Below are 16,995 nucleotides of genomic sequence, written 5' to 3' on the forward strand. Positions count from 1 at the left end.
GTGACCGGCGGCCCTGCCGCCCCGCCGCGGTCGCGGCGGCCCGGGCCCGGTCGCGGGCCCGCTCCCGTGGCCGGCCCGCCGCCCCTCGCCGGCAACCCCTTCCGCGCCCTCTTCCGTCTCCACCACGTCGAGGTGCTCGACCTGCTCGGCGACTGGGCGCGGGCCGAGGAGGAGGCGCGGCTCGTGTACCAGGAGGTGTTGTCGGACTCGCTCGACACGGCGGCGGCCGCCGCGTACGCGGTCGGGGAGATCCAGCGGCGGCAGGGACGGCTCGACGAGGCGGCGCGGTCGTACGCGCACGCGCATGAACTGGGACGGGTGCCGCAGCCCGGGCTTGCGCTGCTCCGGCTGGCGCAGGGCCGGGCGGACACGGCGCCGGCGGGGTTGCGGCTGGCCCTGGACTGCCAGAGCGACCCGGCGCACGACGTGCTCGGCCGGGCCCGGCTGCTCGCCGCGCTCGTCGAGACGCACCTCGCGCTGGGCGACACGAACGCGGCGGCCAGGGCGGTGGCCGGGCTCGACGCACTGGACCCGGCCGGGGAGGTGCCGCTGCTCGCGGCGATGGCGGCGGGTGCGCGCGGAGCGGTGACGCGCGAGGCCGGGCAGCTCCGGCGGGCCCTCGCGCTCTGGCTGGAGCTGCGCGTGCCGTACGAGGCGGCCCGGGTACGGATGCGCCTCGCGGCGGTCGACCCCGCCGCGGCCGGCGAACGGGCCGCCGCCCGCGCGGCCTTCACCCGCCTGGGCGCCGTACCGGCCTGAACGCGCCCCCTCCGGACGCCGGCCGGGAAGCCCGACCGCACACCAGGCGAACCCCGGCACACCCCTCGCCGTACCGACCGGCCCACCCGGCCGGCCGAGAACCGCCAGGCCCGGTCGGGCCGGGCCAGGCCAGGCCAAGTCAGGTGAGGCCCGGTCAGGCCGGGTCCGGTCAGGCCAGGCCCGGTCAGGCCGGGCCCGGTCAGGCCGGGCCCGGTCAGGCCCGATCAGGTCAGACCGGGCCGGCCCGCGCCAGGTCGGCCCGCCCGGACCCGCCTCCCGCCGTCAGCCGACCTTCCGCGCCGTCGCCAGCAGCCTCGCCGTCTCGTCCGCGCACAGCGCCAGCGCGTTGCCCACCGTGCCCAGCACCTCGCGCTCGGCGGGTGTGTAGGGCCCGTCCGCCAGGGCGATGCGGGCGCCCTGCAGCAGGATCGATTCGCGGCCGGCTGCGGCGAGATGCGGGGAGAGAGGTTCGAGGGCCTCGTGGAGTTCGATGGCGAGGGCCGCTCCCCCGCTGCTGACGTCCGGCAGGAAGCGGCCCGTGTCGGCGGCGAGCGCCTCGACCAGTTCGACGAGCTGGAGGGCCGTACAGTCCGCGTAGCCGGCGGCCCGCACGCCGGAGGCGGCGGTGTCGACGGCGGTGCGGGACGAGGTGCCGCCGGCGGCCAGGACGGCGAGGGCGACGGTGTGCACGGCGTCGCGGAGCATGCCGGAGAAGCGGCTGGTCGTCGGGTGCGCGAGCACGTCCGTACCGAAGTGGGTGTGGCATGCGGCGCACTCCACGACCGGGCCGGCGTGGCCGCGCGGCAGCAGCGGTACACCCAGGAGGGCGAACCGGCGGCGGCCGGTGCGGCGCCGGTAGTTGCGGTCGCCGCCGCACTCCTCGCAGAAGAACTCGCCGTCGCCGATCGTGTTCCAGGAGGTCCGGATCCCGCAGAGAACCAGGCTCCGCTCACGAGACTTCCGCGCAGATCGCACGCCGCACCTCCTTCGACGCGCCGGCGTCGCTGCCGGCGTTGGCGTGATGTTAGCCACATCGATGATGTGGCGTCAGCACCTCGTCAGCAGAACGCCAAGGAGATGGCCGAGACCCGCCGAGGTCCGGAAGGGGCCCCGGCCGGCCTCCGCCCGGGCGTCAGGAGGCCCGCTTGCGGCGCTTCGCGAAGGCCAGCAGGCCGCCGCCGGCCAGGACGGCCGCCGCGCCGGCACCGATCAGCCCAGGTCCGACGGACGAACCGGTCGTGGCGAGATCACCCTCCGGGGTGGACGAGGGGGCGGGGGCCGGGACGGCCGCCGAGGAGGATCCGGACGGCGTGGGGGCGGAAGCGGAAGGAGTCGCGGCGGAAGGGGTGGTGGACGGCTGGGGAGAGCCGGGGGTCTCGGTGGTCCCGCCCGGCTTGCCGGGCTCGGCCGGGACCGGGGTCCCGGTCGGCGTCGGCTGCTGCGGCGGCACGACCGGGCCGCCGGGCGTCGTGTTCCCGGGCAGGCAGCCGGTGAAGTTCATCTGGTGGGTTTCGGCGCCCGGGACGGTGACCAGACTCTTCGCGATGACGGAACCGTTGACGTGGCCGGGGCCGACGTGCGGGCTGCCCATGGCGACGGTGGCGTTCGGGGCGAGGACGGTGCCGGGCCAGGAGGTGTGGTTCTTCTTCACGCTGGTGGCCTGCGGGAAGTTCCACAGCAGCTTGGCGCGGATCTGCCGGTACGCGTCGGAGGGCACGTCGTAGTCGTCGACGACGGGCGCACCGCCGGCCAGGTTCTTGTAGTAGACGCCGTACGTGGCGTTGGCGTTCATGTCGTACGAGGCGCCGAGCACGTTCACGAGGGTCGAGGAGCCGACGGGCACGTCCAGGGTGATCGCGCGGGCCTTCTCCAGGTCGGCGGCGTTCACGGCGAAGACGTTGAGCCGCTTGCTCGTACCGGTCAGGAAGAGCCCCTGGTCCGCGCCGTCGCCGGAGCCGGCGACCGTGCCGTTGGGCTCGACGCCCGCCCAGCCGGTGGACAGGCCGCGCAGTGCGGCGAACTCCTTGCCGAAGTCGACCGGGGTCGTCGGCGACGCGCCCTCGGCCATCCGCCCGTCGACGCGGCCGACGACCTTGCCGGCGATGCCGGAGCCCTGGTCGAGGACGACCTGGTGGGCGTGGAGGGTGCCGCCGACGACGAGGCTGTGACCGCCGGGGAGCCGCGCCAGGTCGGCGGAGGTCAGCTTGTGGCCGATGGAGAAGCCCTGGCCGGTGGCCGCGTCGCCGAACCGGGCGTCGCCGCCGACGGCGACCGCGCCCTCGGAGTCGGAGTAGCGGGTGGAGTCCTGCTCGACGAACTCGGCGTAGCGGCCGGCGGTGCCGAGCGGGTCCGTCTCGCACGCGGTGGCGGCGGAGGCGGCCGGGGCCCAGGCGAGGGCGGCACCGGTCACCGCGAGGACGGTGGCCACGGCGGCGGACGTGCGCATGCGGAACTCCAGGTCGGGGAGCGGGGAAGGGGAGGCGTCCGAGGCGGACGAGCAGACCTTCCTCCCGCCCCTGATGTGCCGTCAACTCACCTGATATGACGCCGATTCCGGCATGCCTCGACAATCTTCCTTAAGCGAACCTGAAACCGTGACCCACCTCACACACGAAGCCGCCCCGCACCCCTCGGAAGGGGTGCGGGGCGGCTCACGGAGCGGGCGTCAGCGCGCCGAGCGGTTCACCGCCGACACGACGGCCTTCAGCGAGGCGCGCGTCGTGTTCGCGTCGATGCCGATGCCCCACAGGACCTTGCCGTCGATGGCGCACTCGATGTACGAGGCGGCCTGCGCGGACGCACCCTCGCTCATCGTGTGCTCCTGGTAGTCCAGCAGGCGGGCGTCCACGCCGACCGCCTGCAGCGCGGCGAAGAAGGCGGAGATCGGGCCGTTGCCGGAGCCGGTCAGGACGGTCTCGACGCCGTCGACGACGGCCTCGACGGTCAGCGTGTCGGTGCCGTCCGTGTCGGAGGTCGACTGGCCGGAGCGCAGCTGGATGCGGCCCCAGGCGTTGTCCGGGTCCACGGCGGGCAGGTACTCGTCCTGGAAGACGGACCAGATCTCCTTCGGCGTGACCTCGCCGCCCTCGGCGTCGGTCTTCGCCTGGATGATCTTCGAGAACTCGATCTGCATGCGGCGCGGCAGGTCCAGCTTGTGGTCGTTCTTCAGGACGTACGCGATGCCGCCCTTGCCGGACTGCGAGTTGACGCGGATGACGGCCTCGTAGGAGCGGCCGACGTCCTTCGGGTCGATCGGCAGGTACGGGACGGCCCACTCGATCTCGTCGACGGTCTTGCCCTGGGCGGCCGCGTCGGCCTCCATGGCGTCGAAGCCCTTCTTGATGGCGTCCTGGTGGGAGCCGGAGAAGGCGGTGTAGACCAGGTCGCCCGCGTAGGGGTGGCGCGGGTGGACCTCCATCTGGTTGCAGTACTCGCTGGTCCGGCGGATCTCGTCGATCTGCGAGAAGTCGATCTGCGGGTCGACGCCCTGGCTGAACAGGTTCATGCCCAGGGTCACCAGGTCGACGTTGCCGGTCCGCTCGCCCTGGCCGAACAGGCAGCCCTCGATGCGGTCGGCGCCGGCCATGATCGCCAGCTCGGCCGCCGCCACCGCCGTACCGCGGTCGTTGTGCGGGTGCACGGACAGGCACACGTACTCGCGGCGGGTCAGGTTGCGGGACATCCACTCGAAGCGGTCCGCGTGCGTGGACGGCGTCGAGCGCTCCACGGTGGCGGGCAGGTTCAGGATGATCTCGCGGCCGGGGCCGGGCTGCCACACGTCGCAGACCGCCTCGCAGACCTCCAGGGCGAAGTCCAGCTCGGTGTCGGTGAAGATCTCCGGGCTGTACTGGTAGCCGAAGGTGGTCTCCGGGCCCAGCAGCTTCTCCGCGTACTCCATCACCAGGCGCGTGCCGTCGACGGCGATCTGCTTGATGTCGTCCTTCGAGCCGCGGAACACGACGCGGCGGAAGGTCGGCGCGGTCGCGTTGTACAGGTGCACGGTGGCCCGCTTGGCGCCCTTCAGGGACTCCACGGTCCGCTCGATCAGGTCCTCGCGGGCCTGGGTCAGTACGGAGATGGTGACGTCGTCCGGGATCGCGCCCTCTTCGATGATCGAGCGCACGAACGCGAAGTCGGTCTCGCCGGAGGACGGGAAGCCGACCTCGATCTCCTTGTAGCCCATGCGGACCAGCAGGTCGAACATCTCGCGCTTGCGGGCCGGGGACATCGGGTCGATCAGGGCCTGGTTGCCGTCGCGCAGGTCGGTGGACAGCCAGCGCGGGGCCTTGGTGATGCGCCGGTCGGGCCAGGTGCGGTCCGGGATGTCGACGGCCTCGTACTGCCCGTACTTGTGGACGGGCATCCCGGACGGCTGCTGCGTGTGCGTCGCGGTGGTGATGGGCGTCGGTCGGCTGTGGAAGGTCGACTGGGACATTGCGTAGGGCTCCTCGGAGGGTCCTTGGAAGGGGACGGCCGACTGTCGAACGCAACACCGAAACCCGCGGGGAGGGGGTCGGCCTACGACTACAGGCCCTCGCCGCGGCAGCTAAGGAGAAGCAGCCCGAAACGCATGATGTGCGTCACTGTAGCCCAGGTGCGGCGGAGGCGGACGTCCCGTTTCAGTATGCGGGACGGCGTCCCCGTCAAGCAGAAAAGGTGACCCATCACTCCATTTCGCCAATCGCCGTCGCAGGTCGTGACACCGGCACCACGCAGTGCCACATTGCTGCAATGACTCCCCACTCGTCTGTCTTCTGCTCGATCGTCCCGCCGCACATCCTGGAGCGGCTCGCACGGTCCGCCAATCCCGCCTTCGCCGAGGCCGCCCGGCGGACCCTGGTGGCCGACGCCGGGCACCGCACCGCCCGCCGGCTGGCCCCGCCCCTCGCGCCGGCCGCGGCCACCGGGGTCCGCCGCACGATCTACGACGCCCGCAACGGCACCGACCTGCCGGGCGTCAAGATCCAGGACGAGGGCGGGCAGCCGACCGCCGACGCCACCGGGAACCGGGCCTACGCGGGCCTCGGCGCCACTTACAACCTCTACGAGAAGGTCTACGGCCGCGCGTCGATCGACGGCAACGGCATGCCGCTGATCGCGAGCATCCACTACGACGAGAAGTACGACAACGCCTTCTGGAACGGCGAGCAGATGGTGTTCGGCGACGGCGACGGCCAGCTCTTCGTCGACTTCACCGTCTCGGTCGACGTCATCGGCCACGAGCTCACCCACGGCGTCACCCAGAGCACCGCGAACCTCGCCTACTACGGGCAGTCGGGCGCGCTCAACGAGTCCGTGTCCGACGTCTTCGGCTCGCTGGTGAAGCAGTACGCGCTCGGCCAGACGGCCGACCAGGCCGACTGGCTCATCGGCGAGGGACTGCTGGGCCCCGCCATCGACCGGGGCGTGGCGCTGCGCTCCATGAAGGCCCCGGGCACGGCGTACGACGACGACGAACTCGGCAAGGACCCGCAGCCCGCGACGATGGACGACTACGTCCGTACGCACTCCGACAACGGCGGCGTCCACATCAACTCGGGCATCCCGAACCACGCCTTCTACCTGGTCGCCACCGCGCTCGGCGGGAACGCGTGGGAGCGGGCCGGACAGATCTGGTACGACGTCCTGACCGGCGGCACGCTGGACGAGGAGGCGAAGTTCTCGGACTTCGCGGCGGCGACGGTCGCGGCGGCGAAGGCCCGCTACAACGAGGGCGAAGAGGTCAAGGCCGTGCGGGACGCCTGGTCGACGGTCGGCGTGCCGACCAGCTGAGCCTGCGGTAGACAGGCCCCATGAGAATTCGCGTCGTACGCACAGGGGGCTTCGCGGGCATCGAGAAGGACGCGGAGGTGGAGACCGACGGCCGGCCCGACGACGGGCATCTGCGGGACCTGGCCCAGCAGACCCTCACCGCACCGCCGCCGCCGCAGACCCGCGGGGTTCCCGACGGCTTCGCCTACGAGATCACGATCGACGGCCAGACGGTGAAGTGCGCGGACCCGCACCTCACCGACGAACAGCGCGAGCTGATCCAGCTCGTCCTGAAGGAAGGCGCCTAGCCCCCGAGGGGGCTAGAAGCCGAGCTTGCGCAGCTGCTTGGGGTCGCGCTGCCAGTCCTTCGCGACCTTCACGTGCAGGTCGAGGAAGACCGGGGTCCCGAGCAGCGCCTCGATGTGCTTGCGGGACTTCGTCCCGACCTCCTTCAGGCGCTTGCCCTTGGGGCCGATGATGATGCCCTTCTGGCTGGGCCGCTCGATGTACACGTTGGCGTGGATGTCGAGCAGCGGCCGGTCCGCCGGGCGGTTCTCGCGCGGGATCATCTCCTCGACGACCACCGCGATGGAGTGCGGCAGCTCGTCCCGTACGCCTTCGAGCGCGGCCTCGCGGATCAGCTCCGCGACCATGACCATCTCGGGCTCGTCGGTGAGGTCGCCCTCCGGGTAGAGCGGCGGGGACTCCGGCAGCAGCGGGATGAGCAGGTCGGCGACGAGCTGGACCTGCTTGTTGCCGACGGCCGAGACGGGCACGATCTGCGCCCACTCGAAGCCGAGCTCCTTGCCGAGCTGGTCGATGGCGATCAGCTGCTCGGCGAGGGTCTTGGAGTCGACCAGGTCGGTCTTGGTGATGATCGCGACCTTGGGCGTCTTCTTGATCTCGGCGAGCTCCTTGGCGATGAAGCGGTCGCCGGGGCCGAGCTTCTGGTCGGCGGGCAGGCAGAAGCCGATCACGTCGACCTCGGCCCAGGTGGTGCGCACGACGTCGTTCAGGCGCTCGCCGAGCAGCGTGCGCGGCTTGTGCAGGCCGGGGGTGTCGACCAGGACCAGCTGGGCGTCCGGGCGGTGCACGATGCCGCGGACGGTGTGCCGCGTGGTCTGCGGCCGGTTGGAGGTGATCGCCACCTTCTGGCCGACCAGAGCGTTCGTCAGGGTGGACTTGCCCGCGTTGGGGCGCCCGACGAAGCAGGCGAAGCCCGCCCGGTGGGGGGCGGTGTTCTCATCGGTCTCGGGGGTGCGAACGCTCATGGGGGCCATTGTCCCCGATGCGCGCCCTCCTCACGTACTCAGTCCGCCCCGGGCGCCGCGCGACGGCGGATCCGGAGGGCGACGGCGCCTCCGGCGGCCCCGGTGGCGAGCACCGTGAGCGGCAGCCAGGGCAGCGCCAGGAAGGACACCCCGGCCGACTCGCGGACGTCCTTCGCGGTCGCCGTCAGCGTCACCTCGCCCCAGTCGAGCTGCGGCGATCCGCTCCATCGCTCGGTCAGCCGGATCTTCTGCCGGGGCAGCAGCTCGGCCGGCAGCCGGTCCAGGTCGCGGGAGAGCAGGGTCCGGCCGAAGAGCCCCTGGGCCCTGAGGACGACCTTCGGGTTCAGGGTGACGTTGCCGCGGTTGTGGAGGGTGTACGAGAGGACGGCGGTGCTCGTCCGGGTGCCGGGGACGAGCGGCCGGTCCTGGTCGAGGGTGACGTCCTCGACGGCGAGCGCCGGCACGGTCGGGCCGCCGACCCGCAGGTACACCCGGGCGCCGACCGCGCGCTGCACGCCGAGCGCGACGGCGCCCGCGCCGCCCTTGGTGATCCGCTCGTCGAGGGCGACGACGGCGCCGGGGTGGTCGCCGGGCTCGGCGTCGGCGGGCACGGTGAGCGTGAAGGGCACGGTGACGGCGGACCGCGGCGGCACGGTGACCCGGTCCCTGGCGGGCCTGGTCCAGGCACCGGCGCCGGTCTGCCGCTCCTGCCGGGTGCGCACGGCGAAGCCGCCGTCGCGTTCGGTGTTGTAGGCGTCGGCGCCGTAGAGGAGGAAGGTGAGCGGGGCGGCGGTCTTGTTGGCGACGGTGACCCGGTCGGTGACGGTGGTCCCGGGGTCGGCGGAGAGGTAGAAGTACGGGCGGCTGCCGAGGCGGGAGGCGGCGGGGTAGACGGCCCATTCGCCGTTCTCGGCGGCGGAGGCCGTGGGCGCGTTCCGGGCGCCGAGCAGAAGCGCGGCGCCCAGAACGGCCAGGACGTTCAGAACCTTCAGGACCTTCAGGGCGTTCGGGAGGAGGACGTACGGCTTGCGCACGGGTGCGGACCCCTTTGGCTCGGTTCTCTCGTGTCGGTCAGGACAGCGTCAGCGTCAGCACGCCCGCGTACGAGCCCGGCGCCGTGAACGCCGGGACGTCGAGGGAGAGCCCCGCGTCGACGGTGAACTCGCCGCCCGTGAGCGTGCCGTTGGGCGTGGAGGCGAGGGTCGCGCCGCCGCTGCCGACGGGGCCGGCGCTGCCGGGGACGCAGGTGCTGGGGCTGCCGGCCCTGGTGGCGCAGGCCGGGGTCCAGCTGAGCTTCCCGGCGCCGACGGACGCGCCGCCGGGTCCGGTGAAGTCGGTGACCTTGCCGGTCAGGGACCAGCCCGCGGGGCCGCCGCGGAAGTCCTTGACCGTGACCGTCTGCAGCGCGCCGGTGGCCGCGCCGCCCTGGCCGAAGTCGACGGCCGAGAGCTGGACGGCGTCACCGGCCTGGGTCATCGACAGCGTGCCCGCCTTGACGGTGGCGGTGATCTTCTGGCTGTTCGGCGGCGCCGGGGTGTCGTCGATGACCTGGTACGCGACCGGGCCGGCGCCCTTGTCGGGGTCCCAGGCCGCGCCCTCGTACGCCACGATCCCGGTGGTCGCCGGGTCGGTGACCTTCAGGCGCGCGGCGAAACCGCCCTCGCTGTCGGTCGTGACCGTCATCCGGTCGGCGGTCTCGGCGGCGCCGGCCTGGCCGACGACGGTGACCTCGGTGAGCGGGGTGAACCTGGTGCCGGAGACGGTGACCCGGACACCGGGCGCGCCGGAGGCGTTGTCGAGCTGGAGCGCGCGCTCGTTCGCGCCGGGCTGCGGGGCGGCGGTGACCGTCTCGGAGACGGGCGCGGGCGGGTTGCTGACGGTGCAGGGGGTGTCCAGCTCCATCAGGTACGAGGTGTGGATGTTGTAGTCGCCGGGCGAGAGTGTGATCGCGCCGGGCGCGGTCACGGTGAAGGTGCCCTTCATGGAGAACGCCGGGAAGGCGCCCTTGCCGGGGACGGGCGGGTTCTTCTTCTCGCCGGTGACGGTGACGGCGCCGGTCTGGGCGCCGCCGAGGGTGACCTTGCCGCTCGGCGTCATGATGTCGGCCGGGAGCTGGAGGTCCACCGGGTTGGAGGCGGCGGGCTTGGTGACCGTGTAGGTGACGGTGACCGTGTCGCCGACCTTGGGCGCGGCGTTGTCGACGGTGATCTCGGCGGTGGTGGTGCCGTCGATGGGCGGGATGCCCGCGATCGGCGGCGGCACGCAGTGGGTGGCGAAGTCCACGGCCTGGGAGGCGGTGGCGACCGCGCCGGCCGGGGCGGCGAGCGCGCCGCCCGTGGCGACGGCGAGCGCGGTGGCGCCGAGGACGGCGGTCCAGTGGCGCCGTCTTCGTGGCGTGAAGAGCATGGGGGCCCTCCTGAGGGAGATGAGAGGGCGCCATTGACGGCCGCGGGCCGAGAGAAGTCAATGGAATCGAAATGCACCGACTGATGGGCCATCAGATACTGTCAAGATCCGCATATTTGCCACGTTTCCCCAGGTCAGAGCTGTTCGAACACAGCAGGGACCGGTACCGCACTCGGCGGTACCGGTCGGACGCGCGGACGTGCGGAACGGGCTCAGCTGAACACGAAGGGCCCGGGCGACTGCGAGGTGAGCGCGTCACAGTTCACCGTGACGCCGAAGATCACCATGGAGAGCGCGGTGCCCGCGAAGTAGGAGTTGAGACTGTCACCGGAGGCGACCGTCCCGCTGAGCGGGCCGATCGTCACCGACTGGTTGGCGGCGAGCGGCGGGTTCTTCTTGCCGGTGAAGACCCGGGTGCCGCCGCCGGCCTTGGCCATCGTCAGACTGGCGCTGATCTGGTCGGCGCCGACGGAGATGGGCGTCTTCACCGCGGAGGTGATGGTGATGGTCGCGGCCGTGCCGCTCTGCGTGGCGGTGAGGGTGGCGCCGCCGCCACCCCACGACCCGCAGTCGTACGTCGCCGTGGCCGAGCCCGGCGAGACGGCGGCGGCACCCGGCGCGAAGGCGAGCCCGGCGGCGGCGAGCGCCCCGGACAGCACCGCGACGATCCCTAAGCTGCTTCTGCTTCTCATGGCGAGGTCGTACCCCTTCCGATGACGAACGCAGGGGTGCGGGCACTGCGTGAAGGACGCGTCCCTGACGACGCGTTTCTGACGGCCCATCAAGCGGGCCGGTGCCATTGACGCGCATTCTTCACAAGAGCACAAGGGCCATGTGCGAGGAGCCCGGCGCGTGTTGCCCGCGCCGGGCTCCCGTTGCCCGTTCTCCGGGGTCAGCCCGCCGTCACCGCGACCCGCAGTTGCCCGTCGGGGCCCGCGAGCAGCACCGGGGTCTCCGGACCGCCCAGGTCCCGCACCGCCGCGCGGTCCGCCTCCGAGGCGGCCTCCGCGGTGGAGACGACCGCCGCGGCCTCCAGGGACTGGGCGCCGCTGGCGACGGCCATGGCGACCGCCGTCTGCAGCGCGCTCAGCTTGAGCGACTCCAGGTCGACGGTGCCGGCGACATAGGTGCGCCCCGTCTCGTCCCGTACCGCCGCGCCCTCCGGCACTCCGTTGCGGGCGCGGGCGCTGCGCGCCAGCGTGATGATCTTGAGGTCCTCGGCGCCGAGGTCGTCGTGCTCGCGGTTGAGTGTCATGATCCGAGGATAGGTCGGGGCGGTGCGGCCACGGGGGCGGGTCTCAGCCCTGCGCCGCCTTGGCGAACTTGTCGGCGGCCGTCTTGGCGATGCCGTCGAAGGCTGCGTGGCCGGAGGCGTCGCTGGCCGGGTCGTACGCGAGGCGGGTCACGCCGCTGCCCTGGCGGGCGACGAGGAGGTCGACCTGGGTCTGGTAGCCCATGTCGGGCATGGCCAGGGTCAGGCGGAACGCGTACGCCTGCTCGGCTCCGGCCGGGGCGGTGAGCTTCTTCACCGTGCCCTTGACCTTCATGCCCTGCGCCTCGGTGGCGAAGCCGGTGCAGGTGTCCACGGCGGTGCCGAGGGCCTTGGCGAAGTCGGCGGCGCCGGTGCCCTCGAAGGTGGCGACCGTCTGGTCCAGCGTGCTGTTCTTGGCCAGCTCGAAGTGCGCCTGAGAGCCGGTCGTCGCGCCCTTGATGCCGTCGGCGAGCAGGTCCGTGATCGGCTCGCACGCGGTCTTGTCGGCCTTGCCCATGGCCGGGCCCTTCTCCTGCTTGCCGGCCTTCCAGCCCGCGGGCAGGTCCTTGGCCTCAAGGGCGGCGGCCTTCATCTGCGCGTCGGTCAGCGGGCCGGCCGGCTGCGGCGCGGCGGAGGTGGCGGCCGCGGTGGCGGAGGCGGAGGCGGCCGGCTTGTCGGCGCCGTCCTTCTTCGTGTCGTCCGAGCCACCGCCACAGGCGGCGGTCAGCGAGAGGGCGGAGACGGCGAGCGCGGCGGACAGGCCGCGGGAGAAACGCGTACGCATGGTGCGATAGCCCTTGGGGGTGAGGCGGCAGGGGTGAGCACGGCCGCGTCCTGCGGTGACGTGCGGCGTGAGGATATCCGGAGTCTCTGACACCGGTTCGCCGAGGTCCCCGTACCGCCAACTCGCCCCGGAGGCCGCCCCGGGACCCGGACCCCTCAGCCCGCCACCGGGTACATCGCCCCGCGCCGCCCCTCCGGCGACACCAGCCACTCCAGCTTCGCCGCCGTGTCCGCCTCCGCGAGCGGGGTGTGCAGCACGATCACCAGGTCCGGGCGGGCGGGCACGCGCAGCTGGGTGGCCTCGACGAAGAGCGGGCCGACCAGTGGGTGTTCCAGCTCCTTGCGGTTGAGGCCGCCGGGCCGGATGTCCTGCTGGTCCCACAGCTCCGCGAACTCCGGGCTCGCCGCCTTCGCCTCCTCGACCACCTCACGGAAGCCGTCGTCCTCCGGGTGCTCCGAGCAGGCGGCGCGGAACTGGGCGACGACCTGCGGCGCGATCTCCTCCCAGGACTTCGACCGCGTGCGGTACAGCGGGTCGGTGAAGAAGGCGATCAGGCAGTTCTGCACGATCTCCGGGCGCATGCCGAGCACGATGGCCGCCGCGTCGTTGTACATGACCGTGTTCCAGTACACGTCCATGATGTGCGCTGGGAACGGCATCCACGTGTCGATGAGGCGGCGCAGCCCGTGGCACATGTCCCGGTCCTCGGGCGCGGTCTCCGGCGCCGGCGGGTTGAGCCCCGCGAGGACGTACAGATGGCGCCGCTCGGTCGGGCTGAGCCGCAGCACGCGGGCGACGGAGTCGAGGACCTGCGGCGAGACGGTGATGTCGCGGCCCTGTTCCAGCCACTGGTACCAGGAGACGCCGACCCCGGCGAGCACGGCGACCTCCTCCCGGCGCAGTCCGGGCGTGCGGCGCCGCGCGCCGCCGTCCGGCAGACCCGCCTCGGCGGGGCTGACCCGGGCCCGTCGGCTCATCAGGAACTCGCGCAGCTCGGCGAGTCGGTGTGCCTTGCCCTCCGTGCTCTCCAGTGCGGTGGCCACGTGTGCTTCCTCCCCCGGGACGCGCATGGGTGTTGCCTGGTGGTACGACCACCAGCATAAGTACCCGCTCCCCACGGGCATTCCCGGACCACGAGAGTCGTGACCATGGCAACCACGACCTCCTCCCCCAAGACTTCGCCCACCGAGACCGCACCGCCCTCGGCCGCGTCCCCCGCCCCGGCCCCCGCACTCGACGGCCGCGCCCGGCTCATCCTGATCGTGCTGTGCGCCGCCCAGTTCATGGTGTCGCTGGACTTCTCCGTCCTGAACGTGGCCCTGCCCGTGCTCGGCGCCGACCTCGGCCTCAGCCCCGCCGCCCTCCAGTGGGCCGTCACCGCCTTCGCCCTGCCGTCCGGCGGCTTCCTGCTGCTCTCCGGCCGGATCGGCGACCTGTACGGGCGCAAGAAGCTGTTCCTCACCGGCCTCGCGCTCTTCGGGGCGGCCTCGCTGCTCGCCACCTTCGCCTGGAACCCGGCCGCCTTCCTCACCGGCCGCGCGCTGCAGGGCCTGGGCGCGGCGATGATCGTGCCGACCGGCATGGCGCTGCTGACCACCACCTTCCCCGAAGGCCCGCAGCGCGACCGGGCGCTCGGCATCTCCGGCACCATCCTGTCGCTCGGCTTCACCATCGGCATGGTCCTCGGCGGCGTCATGACCGACACCTTCGGCTGGCGCTCCACCATGGGTCTGCTGGCCCTGTTCAGCGCGCTCGTGCTGCCCTTCGCCCCGGGCCTGCTGCCCGAGTCCCGGACCCCCGAGCGGCCCCGCCTGGACGTGCCGGGCGCGGTGACCGTCACCGCCGGTCTGCTGTCGCTGATCTACTCGCTGTCGACGGCGGCCCAGCGCGGCTTCGGCGGCGCGGACGTCCTGGTCACCCTCGTGGCGGGCGTGGCCCTGCTGGTCGCCTTCGTGATCGTCGAGTCCCGGCACGCCGCCCCGCTCGTCTCGCTGCCGATGCTGAAGCGGCGCACGGTCGCCTTCGGCAACCTGGGCGGTCTGATCACCTTCGCGATGATGTCGACGGTCGTCTTCGTCCTGACCCTCTACCTGCAGGAGACGCTGGGCCTGTCCGGCTTCCAGACCGGCCTGGTCTTCGGTGTGCAGGGCGCCCTGTCGGTCCTCGCCGGCTCCTTCGCCGCCAAGGTCATCGGCCGGATCGGCGCCCGCCGCACCCTCGTCCTCGGCCTGACCGGCCAGGGCGTGCTCACCGCGGCGCTGCTGGCCGTCGGCGCCGACTCGGGCGCCGTCGTGGCCACGGTCGCCGTCTCGCTGGCCTCGATGTGCCACCTGGGCGCGATCATCTCGTACGGCGTGACCGTCACCTCCGGCGTCCCGGACGAGGAGCAGGGCCTGGCCACCGGTCTGGTGACCACGACCCAGCAGGTCGGTCTCACCGTCGGCATCCCGCTGCTCGGCGTCCTCGCCACCACCGGCGACAGCCTGTACGGGGGCGTGCGCACGGTCCTCGGCCTGGACGCGGCGATCGTCCTGGTGACGGCGGTCCTGGTGGCGCTCGGCCTGCGGCGCTCGAAGTGAGCTACGGCCGGTCGAGCCGGAGCCGTACCGCCTTCGGAAGCCCGGCGACCACCAGGTCGTACGAGTCCTCGACGAGCTCCCGGACCATCCGGTCCGGGAGCTCTCCCACGTTCACCGTGTTCCAGTGCCGCTTGTTCATGTGGTAGCCGGGGGCGATCGCCGGGTACTCCTCGCGGAGCCGTACGGCGTCGTCCGGGTCGCACTTGAGGTTGACCGTGAGCGGGTCGCCGTCCAGCCAGGACAGCGCGAACATCTTCCCGGCCACCTTGAAGACGGAGACGTCGGGCCCGAAGGGGAACTCCTCCGTCGCGTCGTTGAAGTCCAGGCAGAAGGCGCGCAGCTGGTCGGGCGTCACGACTCGGTTCCCTCCTCGGGGCCGGCGGTGCCGACCGGTTCGACGAGCACGGTCACGATCTTGTTCCGGCGGCCGGCCGGGGACTCGGCGGTGAGCCGCAGGGTCCGCCCGTCGGGGAGTTCGACGACCGAGTTGGCGCCGGCGATCGGCACCCGCCCGAGGGCCTTGGCGAGCAGTCCGCCGACCGTCTCGACGTCCTCGTCGTCGTACTCGTCCGGGCCGAAGCCGTAGAGCTCGCCGAGGTCGCCGATGTCGAGGCGGGCGGTGACCCGGTAGCGCTCGTCGCCGAGCTCCTCGACGGGCGGCAGCTCCCGGTCGTACTCGTCGGTGATCTCGCCGACGATCTCCTCCAGGATGTCCTCGATGGTGACGATCCCGGCCGTGCCGCCGTACTCGTCGATGACGACGGCGACGTGGTTGCGCTCCTGCTGCATCTCGCGCAGCAGGTCGCCGGCGTTCTTGGTGTCGGGCACGAAGGCCGCCGGGCGCATCGCGGTGGACACCAGGTCGGCCTCGGCGTCGCGGTTGATGTGCGTCTTGCGGACCAGGTCCTTCAGGTACACGATGCCGACGATGTCGTCCTCGTTCTCACCGGTCACCGGGATCCGGGAGAAGCCGGAGCGCAGCGCGAGGGTGAGGGCCTGGCGGACGGTCTTGTAGCGCTCGATGGCGACGAGGTCGGTGCGCGGCACCATCACCTCGCGGACGAGCGTGTCGCCGAGCTCGAAGACCGAGTGCACCATGCGGCGCTCCTCGTCCTCGATCAGCGACTCCTGCTCGGCGAGGTCGACCATCGCCCGCAGCTCGGCCTCGGAGGCGAACGGGCCCTTGCGGAAGCCCCTGCCGGGGGTGACCGCGTTGCCGATGAGGATGAGCAGCTGCGGGATCGGGCCCATGATGCGGGCCAGTGGCAGCAGCACGTACGCGGCCGCCGTCGCCGTGTTCAGCGGGTGCTGGCGGCCGATGGTACGCGGCGAGACGCCGACGGCGACGTACGAGACGAGCACCATGACGGCGATGGCGACGAGCAGCGCCTGCCAGGTCTCCGGGAAGGCTTCGAGGCAGGCGTACGTGACGAGGACGCCGGCCGCCGTCTCGCACGCGACGCGGACGAGCAGCGCCACGTTGAGATAGCGGGTCGGGTCGGAGGCGACCTGCGCCAGCTTCTCGGCGCCGCGCCGCCCGGTCCGGACGGCCTCGGCGGCGCGGAAGCTGGAGACGCGGGCCATGCCGGCCTCGGCGCAGGCGGCGAGCCACGCGACGACGACCAGCGCGACGGCGCCCAGGATCAGTTGTGCGTTCATGACGGACGGACCTGTCCTGTCCCGTCCGGGGTCAGGAGACGGTCGGCGCCGGCGACGGGCCGGTCAGGCCCTTCTCCGCACGCCAGCCGTCCACGATGGCGGCCTGGAGGCCGAACATCTCGGCCTTCTCGTCCGGCTCCTCGTGGTCGTAGCCGAGCAGGTGCAGCACTCCGTGGACGGTGAGCAGCTGGAGCTCCTCGTCCATGGAGTGCCGCGTCGGGGCCTCGTCGCCCTGCTTCTTGGCGACCTCGGGGCAGAGCACGATGTCGCCGAGGAGGCCCTGCGGGGGCTCCTCGTCGTCCTTCGACGGCGGGCGCAGCTCGTCCATCGGGAAGGACATGACGTCCGTCGGGCCCGGCAGGTCCATCCACTGGATGTGGAGCTGCTCCATCGCCTCGGCGTCCACGACGATCACCGAGAGCTCGGAGAGCGGGTGGATGCGCATGCGCCCGAGCGCGTAGCGGGCGATGTCGAGGATCGCCTGCTCGTCGACCTCGGTGCCGGACTCGTTGTTGACGTCGATCGACATGTGCT

Annotated in this window: 16 protein-coding genes and 1 pseudogene; 4 read left to right on the forward strand and 13 right to left on the reverse strand. The window is 72.4% G+C overall.

Features of this window, described 5'->3' with window-relative positions; all coding sequences use genetic code 11:
• Window positions 1–759: pseudogene (locus ACWEJX_RS24435) on the forward strand (LuxR family transcriptional regulator); the annotation flags it as partial.
• Between the two features lie 282 nt (window positions 760–1,041).
• Here ACWEJX_RS24435 and ACWEJX_RS24440 read toward each other — a convergent pair.
• From ACWEJX_RS24440 to leuA, 3 genes are all read right to left on the reverse strand, one after another.
• Window positions 1,042–1,734, reverse strand: coding sequence for a TerB family tellurite resistance protein (locus ACWEJX_RS24440; RefSeq protein ID WP_451609540.1), 693 nt, complete (start codon window positions 1,732–1,734; stop codon window positions 1,042–1,044).
• Window positions 1,735–1,891: 157 nt separating this feature from the next.
• A complete protein-coding gene (locus ACWEJX_RS24445; RefSeq protein WP_451609541.1) occupies window positions 1,892–3,205 on the reverse strand; it encodes a choice-of-anchor A family protein in 1,314 nt (437 codons plus the stop codon).
• 219 nt (window positions 3,206–3,424) lie between these two features.
• Window positions 3,425–5,194, reverse strand: coding sequence for a 2-isopropylmalate synthase (gene leuA / locus ACWEJX_RS24450; RefSeq protein WP_451609542.1), 1,770 nt, complete (start codon window positions 5,192–5,194; stop codon window positions 3,425–3,427).
• A 296-nt stretch (window positions 5,195–5,490) separates the two neighbouring features.
• Here leuA and ACWEJX_RS24455 point away from each other — a divergent pair, with 296 nt between their 5' ends.
• Window positions 5,491–6,531 (forward strand): M4 family metallopeptidase, encoded by a 1,041-nt coding sequence (locus tag ACWEJX_RS24455; RefSeq protein WP_451609543.1) that lies wholly within the window; start codon window positions 5,491–5,493, stop codon window positions 6,529–6,531.
• A 20-nt stretch (window positions 6,532–6,551) separates the two neighbouring features.
• Window positions 6,552–6,818 carry a protealysin inhibitor emfourin gene (locus tag ACWEJX_RS24460; RefSeq protein WP_451609544.1) on the forward strand — a complete coding sequence of 89 codons (267 nt, stop codon included), beginning with the start codon at window positions 6,552–6,554 and terminating at the stop codon, window positions 6,816–6,818.
• Between the two features lie 12 nt (window positions 6,819–6,830).
• On the opposite strand, the gene era is transcribed toward ACWEJX_RS24460, so the two are convergent.
• The 7 genes from era to ACWEJX_RS24495 form a co-directional block, all read right to left on the reverse strand.
• Entirely contained in the window at window positions 6,831–7,790 is a 960-nt protein-coding gene (era, locus tag ACWEJX_RS24465; RefSeq protein ID WP_403793050.1) for a GTPase Era, read from the reverse strand.
• Window positions 7,791–7,819: 29 nt separating this feature from the next.
• Window positions 7,820–8,815: a WxL protein peptidoglycan domain-containing protein gene (locus tag ACWEJX_RS24470; RefSeq protein WP_451609545.1), complete on the reverse strand. Its 996-nt coding sequence runs from the start codon at window positions 8,813–8,815 to the stop codon at window positions 7,820–7,822.
• A 37-nt stretch (window positions 8,816–8,852) separates the two neighbouring features.
• Window positions 8,853–10,187, reverse strand: coding sequence for a beta-xylosidase (locus ACWEJX_RS24475; RefSeq protein WP_451609546.1), 1,335 nt, complete (start codon window positions 10,185–10,187; stop codon window positions 8,853–8,855).
• Window positions 10,188–10,399: 212 nt separating this feature from the next.
• Window positions 10,400–10,879 (reverse strand): hypothetical protein, encoded by a 480-nt coding sequence (locus ACWEJX_RS24480; RefSeq protein ID WP_451609547.1) that lies wholly within the window; start codon window positions 10,877–10,879, stop codon window positions 10,400–10,402.
• 200 nt (window positions 10,880–11,079) lie between these two features.
• Window positions 11,080–11,442 carry a cytidine deaminase gene (locus ACWEJX_RS24485; protein WP_451609548.1) on the reverse strand — a complete coding sequence of 121 codons (363 nt, stop codon included), beginning with the start codon at window positions 11,440–11,442 and terminating at the stop codon, window positions 11,080–11,082.
• Window positions 11,443–11,485: 43 nt separating this feature from the next.
• The gene (locus ACWEJX_RS24490) at window positions 11,486–12,223 is read right to left on the reverse strand and encodes a hypothetical protein (RefSeq protein WP_451609549.1); all 738 of its coding nucleotides are present in this window, start codon (window positions 12,221–12,223) and stop codon (window positions 11,486–11,488) included.
• 155 nt (window positions 12,224–12,378) lie between these two features.
• The gene (locus ACWEJX_RS24495) at window positions 12,379–13,293 is read right to left on the reverse strand and encodes a helix-turn-helix transcriptional regulator (RefSeq protein WP_451609550.1); all 915 of its coding nucleotides are present in this window, start codon (window positions 13,291–13,293) and stop codon (window positions 12,379–12,381) included.
• Between the two features lie 78 nt (window positions 13,294–13,371).
• On the opposite strand from ACWEJX_RS24495, the gene ACWEJX_RS24500 reads away from it, so the two are divergent.
• Window positions 13,372–14,802: an MFS transporter gene (locus ACWEJX_RS24500; RefSeq protein WP_451609551.1), complete on the forward strand. Its 1,431-nt coding sequence runs from the start codon at window positions 13,372–13,374 to the stop codon at window positions 14,800–14,802.
• A 1-nt stretch (window position 14,803) separates the two neighbouring features.
• Here the strand turns inward: ACWEJX_RS24500 and ACWEJX_RS24505 are convergent, their stop codons facing one another.
• The 3 genes from ACWEJX_RS24505 to ybeY are packed head-to-tail and all read right to left on the reverse strand — an operon-like array spanning window position 14,804 to window position 16,990.
• Window positions 14,804–15,157 (reverse strand): MmcQ/YjbR family DNA-binding protein, encoded by a 354-nt coding sequence (locus ACWEJX_RS24505; RefSeq protein ID WP_403793037.1) that lies wholly within the window; start codon window positions 15,155–15,157, stop codon window positions 14,804–14,806.
• A complete protein-coding gene (locus ACWEJX_RS24510; RefSeq protein ID WP_451609552.1) occupies window positions 15,154–16,461 on the reverse strand; it encodes a hemolysin family protein in 1,308 nt (435 codons plus the stop codon). The genes ACWEJX_RS24505 and ACWEJX_RS24510 overlap by 4 nt, the downstream gene beginning before the upstream one ends.
• Before the next feature lie 31 nt (window positions 16,462–16,492).
• Window positions 16,493–16,990: an rRNA maturation RNase YbeY gene (gene ybeY, locus ACWEJX_RS24515; protein ID WP_403793034.1), complete on the reverse strand. Its 498-nt coding sequence runs from the start codon at window positions 16,988–16,990 to the stop codon at window positions 16,493–16,495.
• Window positions 16,991–16,995: the final 5 nt, after the last annotated feature.

Source organism: Streptomyces sp. NPDC004788, assembly GCF_053601115.1.